The organism is Pseudomonas sp. NFACC43 (assembly GCF_900119645.1).
Lineage (GTDB): Bacteria > Pseudomonadota > Gammaproteobacteria > Pseudomonadales > Pseudomonadaceae > Aquipseudomonas.
Genome location: NZ_FPKK01000027.1, coordinates 1 through 16,456 on the forward strand (window position 1 = coordinate 1; position 16,456 = coordinate 16,456).

Below are 16,456 nucleotides of genomic sequence, written 5' to 3' on the forward strand. Positions count from 1 at the left end.
TCGCGTGTGCGCTAGCAAACAAACTGGCGCGAATCGTGTGGGCGGTACTGGCCAAAGGCGGCCAGTACGACCCACATCCGAACGCTTGAATGCACAGCGTTACCACCGGCTTTTGCGACGTCACTGACTGATGACAGTAAACGGCAAACGGCCCGACTGAGAACCTGGCAATAAAATCAGCTTTAGAAGCTGAGGGTTTTTTCAGGACAGTCGGGAGCGGCTACTCATCGAGGGCCGAGCGTTGTTGCAGCAACGCTCACAACGAGCCCGGATACATTAGCGCAAGCCAGCTTTACCGAAAACAGCCCATGAGGTTGCAGGAGAAGGGCTGACCATACATTTTTATGGTGCGCAGGCCGAGATCGGCGATACTCGCCCCATCCGCAGTCTGGAGATCGGGGAACCGCATGCCGCTACACGTCCTGGACAACCTGTCCGCCATCGCGCCTCAAGAGTGGGACGCACTGGTGCCCGCCAACCAACCGTTCCTGCGCCACGCCTTCCTGGGCGCGTTGGAAGACAGCGCCAGCCTGGGCGTGCAATCCGGCTGGCGGCCGGAACATCTGCTGCATATCGAAGAGGGTCGTCTGCTGGCCGCCTTGCCCAGTTATCGCAAGTGGCATTCCTACGGCGAATATGTGTTCGATCATGGCTGGGCCGACGCCTGTGCCCGTGCCGGGATCGACTATTACCCCAAGCTGCTGACGGCGGTGCCGTTCAGCCCGGTCAGCGGTCCGCGACTGCTGGCGGCTCGGGTCGAGGACGGCCTGGAGTTGCTGGCCAGCCTGCCGGGCTACCTGGAAATCGAAGGGCTATCCAGCGCCCATATCAACTTTACCGACGCCTTCACCGACTCGGCGCTGGCCGGGCAGGAGGGCTGGCTGCAGCGAATCGGCTGCCAGTACCACTGGCAGAATCGCGGTTATCGGGATTTCCAGGATTTCCTCGACGTGCTCAGTTCCCGCAAGCGCAAGCAGATGCGCAAGGAACGCGAGCAGGTGGCAGGGCAGGGCATCGAGTTCGAATGGCTCGAGGGGCATCAACTGGATGAGGCGTCGTGGGATTTTGTCTATGCCTGTTACGCCAATACCTATGCGATACGCCGGCAGGCGCCGTACCTGACCCGGGCATTTTTCAGCCTGTTGGCCGAACGCATGCCCGAGGCCATTCGCGTGGTCCTGGCCAGGCAAGGCACCCGGCCGGTGGCGATGGCATTCAGCCTGGTGGGGGGCGACAGCTTCTACGGGCGCTATTGGGGCTGCCTGGCGGAGTTCGACCGCCTGCATTTCGAAACCTGTTTCTACCAGGGCATGGACTACGCCATTGCCCACGGCTTGCAGCGTTTCGATGCGGGTGCCCAGGGCGAGCATAAGCTGATTCGCGGTTTCGAGCCGGTGATCACCCGCTCCTGGCATTACCTGCGCCACCCCGGGTTGAAAGCGGCAGTGGCGGATTTCCTCGCCCGCGAGCATGAAGGCGTGTTGGCCTATGCCGAAGAGGCCAGGATGGCACTGCCGTATCGGCAGTGCTGATATCGGCTGACCGACACCGGCCCCTGTGGCGAGGGGATTTATTCCCGCTGGGTTGCGCAGCAACCCAAAAACCTGAGACTGCGCTCTGTCAGGCCAGCCGGGTTCAGCCTGCCAGGAGCCCGATGGGGATAAATCCCCTCGCCACAGTGAGCAAGCCGTCAGCTCCTTGTTCATGGGGCCAAGCCACACCTCTCAGCTCAGTCGATCCCCACGAACCCTCCGGTCTGATGCTGCCATAACCGCGCATACAACCCGCCGTGGGCCAGCAGTTCGGCATGGCTGCCGGTTTCGGCGATGCGGCCGTTTTCCAGTACCACCAGGCGGTCCATGCGAGCGATGGTCGAGAGGCGGTGGGCAATGGCGATCACGGTCTTGCCCTGCATCAGCGTCTCCAGGCTTTCCTGGATGGCGGCCTCCACTTCGGAGTCCAGGGCTGAGGTCGCTTCGTCCATGATCAGGATCGGCGCATCCTTGAGCAGCACCCGGGCAATGGCGATGCGCTGGCGCTGGCCGCCAGACAGTTTCACGCCGCGCTCGCCCACATGGGCATCGAAACCGGTACGGCCCTGGGCATCGGATAACAACGGGATGAACTCATCGGCCCGGGCCTTGTGTACGGCTTCCCATAGCTGCGCATCGGTGGCGTCGGGCTTGCCGTAGAGCAGGTTGTCGCGAATCGAGCGGTGCAGCAGCGAGGTGTCCTGGGTGATCATGCCAATCCGTTCGCGCAGGCTTTCCTGGCTCACTTCGGCGATGTCCTGGCCGTCGATGAGAATGCGTCCGCCCTGTACGTCATACAGGCGCAGCAACAGGTTGACCAGGGTGGATTTCCCCGCGCCGGACGGGCCGATCAGGCCGATCTTTTCCCCTGGCCTGATGGTCAGGTTCAGGTCGCTGATCACGCCGCTCTTCTTGCCATAGTGGAAATCCACATGCTCGAAGCGCACTTCACCACGGGCCACCTCCAGGGGCTTGGCGTGGTCGCGGTCGGTGACGGTAACTGGCTGGGCGATGGTCTGCAGGCCGTCCTGGACCATGCCGATGTTCTCGAAGATGCCATTGACCACCCACATGATCCAGCCGGACATGTTGACGATACGAATCACCAGCCCCGTCGCCAGGGCAATGGCGCCGACGCTGATCAGCGATTGGGTCCATAGCCACAGCGCCAAGGCAGTGGTGCCGACGATCAGCATCCCGTTCATGCTGGTGATCACCACGTCCATGCTGGTCACCACGCGTCCGGCCAGCTGGGCCTTTTCGGTCTGCTCCTCGATGGCCTCGCGTGCGTACTGCTGTTCGAAATGGGTATGGGCGAACAGCTTCAGGGTGGTGATGTTGGTGTAGCCGTCGACGATCCGGCCCATGAGCTTGGAGCGGGCATCGGAGGACACCACGGAGCGTTCCTTGACCCGTGGCACGAAGTAGTAGAGCGCGCCGATGTAGGCGCTGATCCACAGCAGCAGCGGGATCATCAGGCGCCAGTCGGCTTCGGCGAACAGCACCAGCGAACTGATGGCGTAGATCAGCACGTGCCACAGCGCGTCCACGGCCTGTACCGCCGAATCGCGCAGGGAGTTGCCGGTCTGCATGATGCGCTGGGCGATGCGTCCGGCGAAGTCGTTCTGGAAGAAATTCAGGCTCTGCTTGAGCACATAGCTGTGATTCTGCCAGCGGATCAGGCTGGTCATGCCGGGGCTCAGGGTCTGGTGCACCAACAGGTCATGCAGGGCCACGAAAATGGGCCGCAGGATCAACGCCACCACTGCCATCCACGCCAGCTCCAGGCCGTGGATCTTGAAGAAGTCGACGTTGGGCGTGCCCTGGGCCAGGTCGATGATGCGGCTCAGGTAGCTGAACAGCGCCACTTCGATCAGGGCGCCGATCAAGCCGACCACCAGCAGCACGGCGAAGCTTGGCCAGACCTGCTTCAGGTAGTAGGTGTAGAAGGGCAGGACGCGGTCAGGTGGAGCGGCGCTCGGCGCGTCGCGGAAGATGTCGATCAGTTTTTCGAAACGGCGGTAAACCATGGATAAACAGCCCGGGCGAGGGCTCTCCTTTCTGCTGTGAGCGGCGCTCGATCGGCCGCCGCTCAGGCTTGCCCTGTGCCTTTATTGGTCGACGCGCTTGGCCGACTTGATGATCACAGGATCGATCGGCACGTTTTGCATGCCTTGTTTGGTAGCGGCGGGGGAGTTGACGATGATGTCCACCACGTCCATGCCCTTGACCACTTTGCCGAAGACCGCGTAGCCGGCGTCGCGGCCTGGGTCGAGGAACGCATTGTCGGCGACGTTGATGAAAAATTGGCTGGTGGCCGAATTCGGGTTGGACGTGCGGGCCATGGCCAGGGTGCCGCGTACGTTATGCAGGCCGTTGCTGGCTTCGTTCTTGATCGGGCCCTTGGTGTCCTTCTGTCGCATCTGCGGGGTGAAGCCACCGCCCTGGGCCATGAAGCCCGGGATCACCCGGTGGAAGATCGTGCCGTTGTAGAAGCCGCTGTCCACGTACTCGAGAAAGTTCTGCGTACTGACGGGAGCCTTGACCGGGTCCAGTTCGATTTCGATCTGGCCGTTGGTGGTCTCCAGCACTACGTGGGGCGCCTTGGCCGGCTGCGCGGCCATCAGGTTGGCGGCAAACAGGACGGAGCCGACGGCGAGGGCGATGTTTTTCAGCATGGGTTCAATGATCCTGAGGGGTGGAGTCGACTGCGATCAGGAAGTCGAGCAGGGTTTGGTTGAAGTGTTCGGGTTGATCCAGCGGGGTAGCGTGCCGTGAATCGGCGATGACTACCAGCCGTGCATCGGGCAGCAGCTTTACATAGGCTTCTTTGACTGCCACCGGGGTGTAGTCGTGATCGGCGCAGATGACCAGGGTTGGACAGGCGATCCGGGAAAGTCGTTCCTGGACCCCCCAGCCCACGACGGCGTCGAAGCTGGCGAGATAAGCATGTTTGTCATTGGTTGCCCAGCGCCGGGCCATTTCCAGTCGCAGGGCGCTCTGGTGGGGCTTGGGGAAAAGCTTGGCACCGAGGGCCTTGCCGATGGTTTCCAGGCTGAGGATGCGCATCAGGCTCCAGCGCTTGAACCATTGCCAGCAATCGTCCGCGGTACGGATCTTGACCTGGGGAGCGCTGTTGACGATGCACAGGCTCCTGACCAGGCGGGGTTCGTCCACGGCCAGTTGAAAGCCGATCATGCCTCCCATGGACCAGCCCACCAAGTGCACCGGGCCCAGGGCCAGGTGCTCGATCAGGGCCACCAGGTCGGCGCTGAAGGCTTCGATGCTGTAGCGCCCGCGGGGTTTGTCGGAACGGCCGTGGCCGCGCACGTCCACGACGATCAGGCGGTAATGGGCGGATAACACCGGGATCTGCTTTTCCCAGTCCTGAGTGCTGGAGCCCAGCCCGTGGACCAGGACCAACGGGGCGCCGTGGCCATATTCCTCGTAATGCAGGTTGCAATCTTCATGAACGAAATAGGCCATCGGCGAAATCCTTGTCAGGCTTGTTCAGGGGCGGCAAAGGGCGCATCCAGCGGCGCGGTGTCGAAGGTGCGCAGCAGTTCGATGAGAATCTGCGTGGCCGGCCCCAAGGGTTTTTCCTTGTTCGAATACAGATAGAAGCTCGGGTTGCGACTGCCGCCCTGGTCCAAGGGTAGCCGCTTAAGCGTGCCTTCTCTCAATTCCCGTTCGATCATGTGCCGGGGCAGCCAGGCGAAGCCCAGGCCGCTGCTGACGAAGGTGGCGGCGGTGGCGAGGCTGCCGACGGTCCAGCGCTGCTCGGCGCCGAGCCAGCCCACGTCACGGGGCTGCTGGCGACCGGAGTCGCGGATCACCACCTGCAGCTGGCTTTCCAGGTCCTGGAAACTGAGTTCGCGATTGAGCCGATGCAGGGCGTGTTCGGGATGGGCCACCGCGACGAATTCCACGTCGCTCAATTCCGCCCCCAGATAACCGGGAATGCTGAAACCGCTGATGGCCAGGTCGGCCACGCCTTCGAGCAATACTTCTTCGACGCCGGACAGTACCTCCTCGCGCAGGCGCACCCGGCAACCGCGGCTCTGGGGCATGAATGCCGTCAGCGCCCGTACGAGACGGGCGGTGGGGTAGGCGGCGTCGACCACCAGGCGCACTTCCGCTTCCCAGCCTTGTTCCATGTGATGGGCCAGGTCCTCCAGTTGGCTGGCCTGTTTAACCAGTTGCCGGGAACGACGCAACAGCACGCCCCCGGCTTCGGTCAGCACGGCCTTGCGTCCATCGATGCGCAGCAGCGGCACGCCGAGCTGGTCCTGCATGCGGGCCACGGTGTAGCTCACCGATGACTGGGAGCGGTGCAACACTTCGGCGGCCTGGGCGAAGCCGCCGTGGTCCACTACCGCCTGCAACGTTCGCCATTGATCAAGGGTCACACGGGGCGCTTTCATATTGAGCTCCTCTTGTCCTAAGCTGGCGGTCCCCGGGTGGAGACTGCCGAATGAAAAAAACCTGTTGTGCGTTGCTGGCCCTGCTGCCGCTGACTGCCTTTGCCTACCCCATCGACGTGGAAAAACACCTCGAAGGCGTCAGCATCGACTACACCCCCTACGACACCGACGCCGATATCGGCTCCATCCAGGTCAACAACTATGGCAACACCGACGCGGCCTGTACCGTGCTGTTCCGCAATGGTCCCGAGGCACCTCGCACTCGCAAGATCGAAGTCGCCGCGGGCAAGTTCAAGAACGTGACCGCCAAGTTCAATCGCGACATCATCAAGCTGCGGATCGTGCTGACCTGCAAGCCGAAATGATCGGGTGCAAGGCGGCGCTGCAACGCGTGCCTTGCTTATAAACGAAATTATCGATGGTTTGCAGCAGTTATTTGCGCTTTTTCATCGATATGGTCACGTTTAACCTTCACTCCATCGACTGACAACATTTTCCGATGGAGGCTACATCCCATGTCCCGCGTTCTGATCATCGAAAGCAGTGCCCGCCAGCAAGACTCGGTTTCCCGTCAACTGACCCAGACCTTCATCAAGCAGTGGCAAGCCGCCCACCCCGGCGATGAAATCAGCGTGCGGGACCTGGCCGTCAACCCGGTGCCTCATCTGGACGCCAACCTGCTGGGCGGTTGGATGAAGCCTGCCGAGCAACGCAACGAAGTGGAAACTGCTTCGCTGGAGCGCTCCAACCAGCTCACCGATCAATTGCTCGCCGCCGACGTGCTGGTCATGGCCGCGCCGATGTACAACTTCGCTATCCCCAGTACCTTGAAAGCCTGGCTCGACCATGTGCTGCGCGCCGGTGTGACCTTCAAATACACCCCCACCGGCCCGCAGGGCCTGCTGGTGGGCAAGCGTGCCTTCGTGCTGACCGCCCGTGGCGGGATCCACGCCGGCGGCAGTTCGGACCATCAGGAACCCTACCTGCGCCAGGTCATGGGCTTCATCGGCATCCATGATGTGACCTTCATCCACGCCGAGGGCATGAACCTGGGCGGCGACTTCCAGGAGAAGGGCTTGAACCAGGCCAATGCCAGACTGGCCGAGGTCGCCTGATCCGTTAATCCTCGGATAATCGCCAGGTGGTCTAGTGACCTGGCGCTTCCCTTCAAACCGTTTTGCGCATCGAACCTCCCTTTGCACTTATTGCTCCTGAGTGCCGTAGCCCGATCGAACGCTTTAGCGACATCGGGCTTTTTTTTGCCTGTTCACCTGAGGTTTGAGTTCTGCAGCGATTGCGACACCGGCCGAGGAAGGGAAACGGGGCGCTCGGTCAAGTCGACACCGGCCCTTCATGATCGAGCCCAGGGAGATAAGAATTGTTTCCCGCCGGTCATCAACCTATGCTTGGGCGCGCGCAGTAGGGAGGCTGTCATAGATGTTCAAACTCAAACGAAAGACATGGGCTTTACTTCTGGCTTATGTCCTAGGTGCCAGTGGGTACATCTACTATCTCTACGTCCAGACCCAGGGCGTACTCACCGAGAACATCAATAACAAACTGTTGCATGCCGCGCTGGGCGCTTCGGCGATCCTGGGCGACCGCTACCATGACAATCTGGTCGACAAGCAGTCCAAGACCCCGGAACAGGACTGGGACGCCATCCAGCGGCTTTCCAGCTTCAACGAGTCCATGGGCACCGCCTTCGTCTATAGCGTGATCAAACGTGACGCCAAGGCCATCCTGATCAGCTCCAGCGCATCGGAAAAGGAAATCCGAGAGAAGAATTTCGTGCGGTTCTTCGATCCTTACCCGGATGCCAGCCAGGCGCTGCTCGACAGCTTCGAGCGTACGCAGCCCACCTGGATCGATTACTCGGATCACTGGGGGGACTTTCGCGCTGTCTTCGTCCCCATGAAATCAAGGGATGGAACGGTTTATGTGGCCGGGGCCGAGATTACCCTGGAGGATTACTACCAGCAGCTCAACCACGATTCGCTGTATCACATCGTCGTGGCCATCCTGGTCTTTCTCGCGCTCATTCTTCTGCGCATGCGCGGCCACCTCCAGGAACTGCACATGAACGAACGGCTGTTGAACCAGGCCAAACAGGCCGCCGAAGAGGCCGATCGTTCGAAAACCCGGTTCCTGGCGACCATGAGCCATGAAATCCGCACGCCGATGTACAGCGTCATCGGCGCGACCGAATTACTGGCTCGATCCGACCTGGATCCGGAGCAAAGCCGCCTGTTGAAAACGATTCATGCCAGCGGGCGAACCCTGCTCTCCCTGATCGATAACGTGCTCGACCTGGCGAAGATCGAAGCCGGCAAGCTGGAGCTCAAGCCTTCTATTTTCGAACTTAGGGCGCTGGTTTCGTCCTGTATCGACATCACCCGCCAGAACATCCAGGACAAGCCAGTGGTACTCGAGGCCCAGGTTTCGCCGGATGTGCCATCGTTGATCAAGACCGATAGCGATTGTCTTCGCCAGATACTGATCAACCTGCTGGGAAATGCGGTCAAGTTCACCGACAGCGGCAAGATCTCCCTCAAGGTCACGACCAGTGGTCATGGCCCCCAGGCCTGGCTGGATTTTTCCATTCGTGATACCGGCATCGGCATTCCCGAGGAGCTGCAGCACAACCTCTTCCAGCCGTTCTCCCAGCTCGCAAGGGCGAGCAACCAGCGCTTCGCCGGGAGTGGCCTGGGGCTTTCCATCTGCAAGAACCTGGTGGAGGCGCAGCGCGGAACGTTGTCGTTCACCAGTCAGCCCGGGGTGGGGTCGACGTTCAGCTTCTCGCTCCCGATGGAAATCTTTCCAGTTTCGCAAATCCCCCTCGAGGAGGAGGCGCAGGTGGGTTACGACTCATCCTTTGCCAGCCAGTACCCGCTCGATATTCTTCTGGTGGAGAATCATCCCGTGAGCCAGAAAGTCGCCATGGCGATGCTGCAGGAGCTGGGATATTCGCCGGACCTGGCATCAACCGGCCAGGAGGCGATCAACCGGTGCATGGCGGCGATCCCGGGGATCATTTTTATGGATATCAACATGCCGGTCATGGACGGTCTGGAGGCCATCCGCAGGATTCGCGAACTTCCATGTGGCGATACCTGCTATGTCGTTGCATTCACCGCAAGCGCGTTTTCCAGCGAGATCGAGCGTTTCAGAGCCGCTGGCGCCGATGACGTTCTGACCAAGCCGGCGAACTTCCAAGCGCTGACCCGAGTGCTGCAGCGCGCGACCAATGCCCATTGGCAACGCGGTGCCAGCCACTCGGCCGCAGCTCCCATCCCCGGTCCGTAATCCGCCCAGGCTCGCCCCCCTGCGTCAAAACGGCTATCTTCGCCGCCATCCGAAACGAGGGGCGTATGGGCTATCTACTTTTTGTAACCTTGATTCAGGCATTTTCCTTCAGCCTGATTGGCGAATACCTGGCCGGGCATGTCGACAGTTACTTTGCCGTGCTGGTAAGGGTCCTGCTGGCCGGGCTGGTGTTCATTCCACTGACGCGCTGGCGCCAGGTGGAACCGTCGTTCATGCGCGGCATGCTGCTGATCGGCGCCTTGCAGTTCGGCGTGACCTACGTCTGCCTGTACCTGAGCTTCCGGGTATTGACGGTGCCCGAGGTATTGCTGTTTACCATCCTCACGCCATTGCACGTGACTCTGATCGAAGACGCACTGAACCGCCGATTCAATCCCTGGGCATTGATCGCGGCGCTGGTGGCCGTGGCGGGAGCCGCAGTGATTCGCTATGACCGGGTCAGCCCGGATTTCTTCATGGGCTTCCTGCTGCTGCAACTGGCCAACTTCACCTACGCGGCCGGGCAGGTCCTGTACCGGCGCCTGGTGGCGCGTTACCCGAGTGATCTGCCGCACTATCGGCGTTTCGGCTACTTCTACCTCGGTGCGCTGGCGGTGGTGCTGCCGGCGTTCCTGCTGTTCGGCAAGGCGGATTTCTGGCCTGAAGCTGCGTTGCAATGGGGCGTGCTGGTTTTCCTTGGCCTGGTCTCCACGGCGCTGGGACTTTACTGGTGGAACAAAGGCGCCTGCCTGGTCCAGGGCGGGACGCTGGCGGTGATGAACAACCTGCATGTGCCGGTGGGGTTGTTGCTGAACCTGCTGATCTGGAATCAGCACGAGGAACTGGGGCGGCTGTTCCTGGGCGGGGGCGTGATCCTGGCGGCGGTCTGGATGAGCCGCTTGAGCTTGCGCAGACCGCTGGTTGCCAGGTGAATCATCGGCGATCTCAGCAAGCGCCCGGAGCGCCCTGCTTGATCGCCAATTGCTCCACCATAAATTCGATGAACGCCCGGGTTTTCTGCGGTAGCCGCCGTGCCGACGAGTACACGGCATTGATGCTGATCGCCGGCGCCTTCCAGTCGCACAGGACCGGCACCAGGCGTCCGGCAGCCAGGGCATCTTCAACGATGAAGTCCGGCAGCAGCGCGATGCCCATGCCGGCCTCGGCGGCCTGTGCCAGCAAGTCGCCGTTGTTGACATGCAGGGGGCCGGTGACATTGACCCGTTGCGTCTCCTTGCCGTTGCACAGTTGCAGGCTCGCGCCACTTTGCAGGTAGCCGTAGTTGAGGCATTGATGGGCGCGCAGGTCCTGAGGGTTCTGCGGCACGCCCGCCCGCTCGAGATAGGCGGGGGCGGCCACCAGGATTCGCGGGGCCGGTGCCAGTTGCCGGGCGATCATGGTCGAGTCGGGCATGCTGGCGATGCGGATGGTCACGTCGAAACCGCCGCGCACCGGATCCACCTGCTGGTCGCTGAGCACCACCTGCAGCTCGATGTTCGGATGCCGTTCATGAAACAGCGGGATCAACTTGCCCAGCCGGCGCAGGCCGAACGACATCGGCGCGTTGACCCGCAACACCCCGCGCAGTTCGCCAATCCCGTCCCGTGCCCGTTGCTCGGCTTCATCCAGGGCCGCCAACACTTCCCGCGCCGCTTCGAAATACTCGGCCCCCGCTTCGGTGAGATGCAGGCTGCGCGTGGTGCGTTGCAGCAGCTGCACGCCAATCGCTTCTTCCAGCGCCTGGATTTGCTTGCTGACCTTTGACCTCGGTACGTCCATGGCGCGGGCGGCGGCTGCAAAGCCGTTTTCTCCGACCGTGACGACGAAGGCACGCATGCAGTCGATGCGATCCATTATTGTCCCTATTTTAGAATCAATGATTCTCTATTTTAGGTAATTGTCCCTTTTATTGGTAGCCCCTAAAGTACACCCATGCCGACGACAACACCGACGAAGGCAAGCGCTACTGACCCAAACCAGTGAAATATCGACATTTAAAAGGAACACACCATGTCTATCCGCGAACTGCTGAACCCAACCAACTCCGCCCTGATCCTGATCGACCACCAGCCGCAAATGGCCTTCGGCGTGCAATCGATCGACCGCCAGACCCTGAAGAACAACACTGTGGGCCTGGCCAAGGCGGCGAAGATCTTCAACGTGCCGACCATCTACACATCGGTCGAAACCGAAAGCTTCAGCGGTTACATCTGGCCTGAGCTGTTGGCGGTCCACCCGGACCAGAAGCCTATCGAGCGCACCTCGATGAACTCCTGGGAAGACAAGGCCCTGGTGGATGCGGTGAAAGCCACCGGCCGCAAGAAACTGATCATCGCGGCGCTGTGGACCGAGGTTTGCCTGACCTTCCCGGCACTGGAAGCACTGGCTGAAGGCTACGAGGTGTACATCGTCACCGACGCCTCCGGCGGTACCAGCAAGGAAGCCCACGACATGTCGGTACAGCGGATGATCCAGGCAGGTGCGGTGCCGGTGACCTGGCAGCAAGTGCTGCTGGAATACCAACGCGACTGGGCACACAAGGACACGTACGAGGCGGTGATGGAACTGGTGCTGGAACACAGCGGCGCTTATGGCATGGGCGTGGACTACGCCTACACCATGGTGCACAAGGCACCGCAGCGCCAGGTCAAGTAACCCGGCGGGACATCACCCTGGTGGGAGTCGAGCTTGCTCGCTCCCGCCGGGGTTTTTCCTTTTTCAGCGTTATGGCGCTGTGGAAAGGGGCAGGTCTTTATCTGGCGCTACGCCAGGTCTTTTTCCTGTTCGGGCAGATGACTGGCCCCCAGCACTGCCGGCAGCAAGCCGGAACGCAGGTCCATGCCGCTGGGTTGCTGGTACAGGTTCAAGCCGAACTCCGGCATCACCGCCAGCAGATAATCGAAGATGTCCCCCTGGATCCGCTCGTAATCGGCCCACACGGTGGTGCCGGTGAAGCAGTAGATTTCCAGGGGGATGCCATGGGCCGTGGTCTGCAGTTGCCGGACCATGCAGGTCATGTTCGGCTGGATCTCGGGATGGCTCTTGAGATAGGCCAACGCATAGGCCCGGAACGTGCCCAGGTTGGTCATCCGCCGCCGGTTGGCCGACATTGCCGCCACATTGCCCTGGGCTTCGTTCCAGGCCTTGAGCTCGGCCTGTTTGCGGGTGATGTAGTCGGTCAGCAGGCGTACCTGGGTCAAGTGCCGTTCTTCATCGTCGTTGATGAAGCGCACGCCACTGGCGTCGATGAACAGGCTGCGCTTGATCCGCCGCCCGCCGGACTGCTGCATGCCGCGCCAGTTCTTGAACGATTCGGACATCAGGCGCCAGGTGGGGATCGAGACGATGGTCTTGTCGAAGTTCTGCACCTTGACCGTATGCAGCGTGATGTCCACCACATCGCCGTCGGCGCCGACCTGGGGCATCTCGATCCAGTCGCCGACCCGCAGCATATCGTTGCTGGTCAACTGCACGCTGGCGACGAAGGACAACAGTGTGTCCTTGTAGACCAACAGGATCACCGCCGACATCGCACCCAGGCCGGACAGCAGCAACAGCGGCGAACGGTCGATCAGGGTGGCGACGATGATGATCGCGCCGAACACATACAGCACCATTTTCGTCAGTTGCACATACCCCTTGATCGAGCGGGTACGCGCATGTTCGGTGCGGGCGTAGACGTCCAGCAGGGCGCTGAGCAGGGCGCTGATGGCCAGGAGCATGAACAGGATCGTGAAGGAGAGGGCGACATTGCCGAGGAACACCAGGCTGGTCTTGCTCAGCCCGGGCACCAGGTGCAGGCCGAACTGGATGATCAACGACGGCGTCGTCTGTGCCAGTCGATGGAAGACTTTGTTCTGGCGCAGGTCGTTGACCCAGTTCAGGGCCGGCTGGCGCCCGAGCAGCTTGGCACCATGCAGGATCACGTAGCGCGCCACGCGCCCCAGTACCAGGGCGATGACCAGCAGCAGCGCCAGGGCCAGGCCGCAATGCAGGAGCGGATGCTGGTCGAGGGCACCCCAGAGGTCTTGAAGATTGAGCCAGAGCTGTTTGATATCCATGGACGAAACGGTTCTTCTGTGAGCGCGACGAAGGCGAATTAGAGCATTTAAGCCCGGTGAAGTGACCGTTGATGACGGTTTCGTTGATAAAAACACACTGTTTTGTCGCGCTTTGCACAAAGAAACTCGGCCTGCGCGCTCGAAACCGTTACCCTATGCAGCTGTTTTTTTGCATTTCTTCGAGGTAGCACCCGTGTTTTCCCAATTCGCCCTGCACGAACGCCTGCTCAAAGCCGTGGCCGAGCTTAAATTTGTCGAGCCGACGCCGGTGCAGGCCGCGGCTATTCCGCTCGCGCTCCAGGGGCGTGACCTGCGGGTGACGGCGCAAACCGGCAGCGGCAAGACCGCCGCGTTCGTGCTGCCGATCCTCAACCGCCTGATCGGCCCGGCCAAGGTTCGAGTGAGCATCAAGACCCTGATCCTGCTGCCGACCCGCGAACTGGCCCAGCAGACCTTGAAGGAAGTGGAGCGCTTCTCGCAATTCACCTTCATCAAGTCCGGCCTGATCACCGGCGGCGAAGACTTCAAGGTCCAGGCCGCCATGCTGCGCAAGGTACCGGACATCCTGATCGGCACGCCGGGGCGGATGATCGAGCACCTGAACGCCGGCAACCTCGACCTCAAGGAAGTCGAAGTGCTGGTGCTGGATGAAGCCGACCGCATGCTGGACATGGGGTTTGCCGAAGACGTGCAGCGCCTGGTGGACGAGTGCAGCCAGCGTCAACAGACCATGCTGTTCTCCGCCACCACCGGCGGCTCGGGCCTGCGGGAAATGGTGGCCAAGGTGCTGAACAATCCCGAGCACCTGCAGCTCAACGCGGTCAGCCAGCTGAACTCCACCACCCGCCAGCAAATCATCACCGCCGACCACAACCAGCACAAAGAGCAGATCGTGAACTGGTTGCTGGCCAACGAAACCTACGAAAAAGCCATCGTGTTCACCAATACCCGGGCCATGGCCGACCGCATCTACGGTCGCCTGGTCGCCCAGGAATACAAGGCGTTCGTCCTGCACGGCGAGAAGGACCAGAAAGACCGCAAGCTGGCCATCGACCGCCTCAAGCAGGGCGGGGTGAAAATCCTCGTGGCCACTGACGTCGCCGCCCGTGGCCTGGATGTCGAAGGCCTGGACATGGTCATCAACTTCGACATGCCTCGCAGTGGCGACGAATACGTGCACCGCATCGGCCGTACCGGCCGCGCCGGCAATGATGGCCTGGCGATCTCGCTGATCTGCCATGGCGACTGGAACCTGATGTCGAGCATCGAGCGCTACCTCAAGCAGAGCTTCGAGCGCCGCACCATCAAGGAAGTCAAAGGCACCTACAGCGGACCGAAAAAGGTCAAGGCTTCGGGCAAGGCCGTTGGCGCGAAGAAGAAAAAAGTCGATGCCAAGGGCGACAAGAAGAAATCCGCCGCCAAGGCCCCGACCAAGCGCAAGACCGCCAACCGCCCGAAGACCGAGGCCCCGGCCCTGGTCAGCAAGGACGGCATGGCCCCGCTCAAACGCCGCAAGCCCCAGGCGCCGGCGGCTGAATGAGTGGTCAGTAGCGCTGCATAAAAAAACCGGACCTTGAGTCCGGTTTTTTTATGCATGAACTTCAGAAGTTCGACCAGAACTGTAGCGAAGGGATTTAGCGAAACGTCGCACCGCCCCGCTGGGCTGCATGACAGCCCCACTACTGTTCTGCCTGACACATCAGCCACGCTGGTTTCACAGGTGTTTCGCCCCCAGCGGGAGCAAGCTCCCTCGCCACAGAAGCGGAGGGAGGTTTGGATCGATCAGTCGGCCTTCTTCTCTGCATGCTTCAACTCTTCCAGGCGCTTATCGATCAACTGGCACTTATCCGGCAGATCCTTGCTGGCCGTCTCCAGGTCCATGGCCTGCAACTCATCATTGATTTCCTTGGCCTTGGCCGGGTTCTGCTCGGTGAGCTTGGTCACTTCCTGGGCCAGTTGCTCACGCTTGATGGTGGCTTCTTCGGGTGTGCAGGTGGCCCCGGCCGGAAGGGCGCAGGCGAGGGTGGCGGCAAAGGTGAGTTTCATCAGGGTCTTCATGGCGGGCCTCGTATTCCTTGTTGGGCTGTAAGGGGTTGAGGCTTGCGCGGGGTTGAAAGTTCAGCGACCCAAGGAAGCCGGACGATTGGATCGAATTATTTCTGGGCTTGAAGAGAAGCGTCCGGCTTCCTCACGAGACGTTTCGTACCGAAAGACAGAATCGTCTGATTTCCGACAAACGGTTCCGGCCATACCCTCAGGGTCCAGCTTTTTAATTGACGTCAAAATGATGGCTAACTAGTATCGCGCCACTATTTTGATGTCATTTTGCTCGAGGGATCGAACATGTTCTCACCCGCCCGTTGGGCGAGGTTGTGCTTGGCTTTGCTGTGCCTTTCTCCGCTGCCCCCCGCTCACGCTGCCCCCACCCCCGGTGACACTGACCTGATCCGCGAACGCCAGAACCGTTTGCTCGAAGAACAGCGCCGGCGCCTGGAGGATCTGAAGAACCTGCCCGGCCAGGAGGCGAAGCCGGCCCAGCCGACGGCGCCGGTCGATACCCGCTGCTTCCCCATCCGCACCATCGAGCTCAAGGGCGCCGACAGCCTTTCCTCCGCTGAGCGCGAGCGCCTGTTGGCGCCCTACATCGGCCAATGCCTGGGCGTGCCGCAACTCAACGAACTGCTCAAGGTCATCACCGACCGCTACATCGAGAAAGGCCTGGTCACCAGTCGTGCCTACCTGCCGCAGCAGGATTTGTCCGACGGTCACTTGCAGGTGCTGGTGGTGGAGGGGCGCCTCGAGGGCTTGAAGGGCGCCGAAAACAGCCGGCTCTCGGAAGGTGAACTGGCGATGGCGTTTCCCGGCAAGGTCGGCGACTTGGTCAACCTGCGGGAGATCGAGCAGATGGTGGACCAGCTCAACCGCCTGCCATCGAACCAGGCGCAGATGGAGCTGATGCCCGGGCAGCATGTCGGCGGCAGTGAAGTGCTGGTGCAGAACACCCCGCAAAAACCCTGGCGCGTCGGGTTGTCGCGGCACAACGACGGCCAGCGGAGCACGGGCGAACAGCAATGGGGCACGTCCCTGGATTGGGACAGCCCCTTGGGGCTGGCCGATCAATTGTCCTTGCGCG

Annotated in this window: 15 protein-coding genes; 8 read left to right on the forward strand and 7 right to left on the reverse strand. The window is 61.2% G+C overall.

The annotated features are described in order from the left end of the window. Nucleotides 1-407 precede the first annotated feature (407 nt). Nucleotides 408-1,532 (forward strand): GNAT family N-acetyltransferase, encoded by a 1,125-nt coding sequence (locus tag BT179_RS25965; RefSeq protein ID WP_072432387.1) that lies wholly within the window; start codon nucleotides 408-410, stop codon nucleotides 1,530-1,532. Nucleotides 1,533-1,729: 197 nt separating this feature from the next. Here the strand turns inward: BT179_RS25965 and BT179_RS25970 are convergent, their stop codons facing one another. The 4 genes from BT179_RS25970 to BT179_RS25985 all read right to left on the reverse strand — a co-directional run bounded on the left by BT179_RS25970 (nucleotide 1,730) and on the right by BT179_RS25985 (nucleotide 5,956). Beyond that, nucleotides 1,730-3,562: an ABC transporter ATP-binding protein gene (locus BT179_RS25970; protein ID WP_072432386.1), complete on the reverse strand. Its 1,833-nt coding sequence runs from the start codon at nucleotides 3,560-3,562 to the stop codon at nucleotides 1,730-1,732. Between the two features lie 81 nt (nucleotides 3,563-3,643). Beyond that, nucleotides 3,644-4,210 carry a peptidylprolyl isomerase gene (locus tag BT179_RS25975; RefSeq protein WP_072432385.1) on the reverse strand — a complete coding sequence of 189 codons (567 nt, stop codon included), beginning with the start codon at nucleotides 4,208-4,210 and terminating at the stop codon, nucleotides 3,644-3,646. A gap of 4 nt (nucleotides 4,211-4,214) precedes the next feature. Further along, on the reverse strand, nucleotides 4,215-5,018 hold the full coding sequence (locus BT179_RS25980) for an alpha/beta fold hydrolase (protein WP_072398739.1): 804 nt from the start codon (nucleotides 5,016-5,018) through the stop codon (nucleotides 4,215-4,217). Nucleotides 5,019-5,032: 14 nt separating this feature from the next. Beyond that, a complete protein-coding gene (locus tag BT179_RS25985; RefSeq protein ID WP_072398740.1) occupies nucleotides 5,033-5,956 on the reverse strand; it encodes a PA3225 family LysR-type transcriptional regulator in 924 nt (307 codons plus the stop codon). A gap of 50 nt (nucleotides 5,957-6,006) precedes the next feature. Between BT179_RS25985 and BT179_RS25990 the strand changes: the two genes are divergently transcribed. The 4 genes from BT179_RS25990 (at nucleotide 6,007) to BT179_RS26005 (ending at nucleotide 10,194) form a co-directional block, all read left to right on the forward strand. Next, nucleotides 6,007-6,321, forward strand: coding sequence for a 3-phosphoglycerate kinase (locus tag BT179_RS25990; RefSeq protein WP_072398741.1), 315 nt, complete (start codon nucleotides 6,007-6,009; stop codon nucleotides 6,319-6,321). Nucleotides 6,322-6,471: 150 nt separating this feature from the next. Continuing rightward, nucleotides 6,472-7,071 (forward strand): FMN-dependent NADH-azoreductase, encoded by a 600-nt coding sequence (locus BT179_RS25995; protein WP_072432384.1) that lies wholly within the window; start codon nucleotides 6,472-6,474, stop codon nucleotides 7,069-7,071. Between the two features lie 322 nt (nucleotides 7,072-7,393). After that, the gene (locus BT179_RS26000) at nucleotides 7,394-9,262 is read left to right on the forward strand and encodes an ATP-binding protein (RefSeq protein ID WP_072432383.1); all 1,869 of its coding nucleotides are present in this window, start codon (nucleotides 7,394-7,396) and stop codon (nucleotides 9,260-9,262) included. 65 nt (nucleotides 9,263-9,327) lie between these two features. Continuing rightward, nucleotides 9,328-10,194 (forward strand): carboxylate/amino acid/amine transporter, encoded by an 867-nt coding sequence (locus tag BT179_RS26005; RefSeq protein WP_072398744.1) that lies wholly within the window; start codon nucleotides 9,328-9,330, stop codon nucleotides 10,192-10,194. Nucleotides 10,195-10,207: 13 nt separating this feature from the next. Here the strand turns inward: BT179_RS26005 and BT179_RS26010 are convergent, their stop codons facing one another. Beyond that, nucleotides 10,208-11,116, reverse strand: a complete 909-nt coding sequence (locus BT179_RS26010) for a LysR family transcriptional regulator (protein WP_072432382.1) — start codon at nucleotides 11,114-11,116, stop codon at nucleotides 10,208-10,210. Nucleotides 11,117-11,272: 156 nt separating this feature from the next. Between BT179_RS26010 and BT179_RS26015 the strand changes: the two genes are divergently transcribed. Further along, nucleotides 11,273-11,917, forward strand: coding sequence for a hydrolase (locus BT179_RS26015; RefSeq protein WP_008018228.1), 645 nt, complete (start codon nucleotides 11,273-11,275; stop codon nucleotides 11,915-11,917). A 107-nt stretch (nucleotides 11,918-12,024) separates the two neighbouring features. Here BT179_RS26015 and BT179_RS26020 read toward each other — a convergent pair whose 3' ends face one another. After that, nucleotides 12,025-13,323 (reverse strand): mechanosensitive ion channel family protein, encoded by a 1,299-nt coding sequence (locus tag BT179_RS26020; protein ID WP_072398746.1) that lies wholly within the window; start codon nucleotides 13,321-13,323, stop codon nucleotides 12,025-12,027. A gap of 193 nt (nucleotides 13,324-13,516) precedes the next feature. On the opposite strand from BT179_RS26020, the gene BT179_RS26025 reads away from it, so the two are divergent. Next, nucleotides 13,517-14,863, forward strand: coding sequence for a DEAD/DEAH box helicase (locus tag BT179_RS26025; RefSeq protein WP_072398747.1), 1,347 nt, complete (start codon nucleotides 13,517-13,519; stop codon nucleotides 14,861-14,863). Between the two features lie 242 nt (nucleotides 14,864-15,105). Here the strand turns inward: BT179_RS26025 and BT179_RS26030 are convergent, their stop codons facing one another. Beyond that, on the reverse strand, nucleotides 15,106-15,381 hold the full coding sequence (locus BT179_RS26030; protein WP_072432381.1) for a hypothetical protein: 276 nt from the start codon (nucleotides 15,379-15,381) through the stop codon (nucleotides 15,106-15,108). A 285-nt stretch (nucleotides 15,382-15,666) separates the two neighbouring features. On the opposite strand from BT179_RS26030, the gene BT179_RS26035 reads away from it, so the two are divergent. Beyond that, the coding region (locus BT179_RS26035) for a ShlB/FhaC/HecB family hemolysin secretion/activation protein (protein ID WP_143148736.1) at nucleotides 15,667-16,456 on the forward strand (790 nt) is incomplete at its 3' end.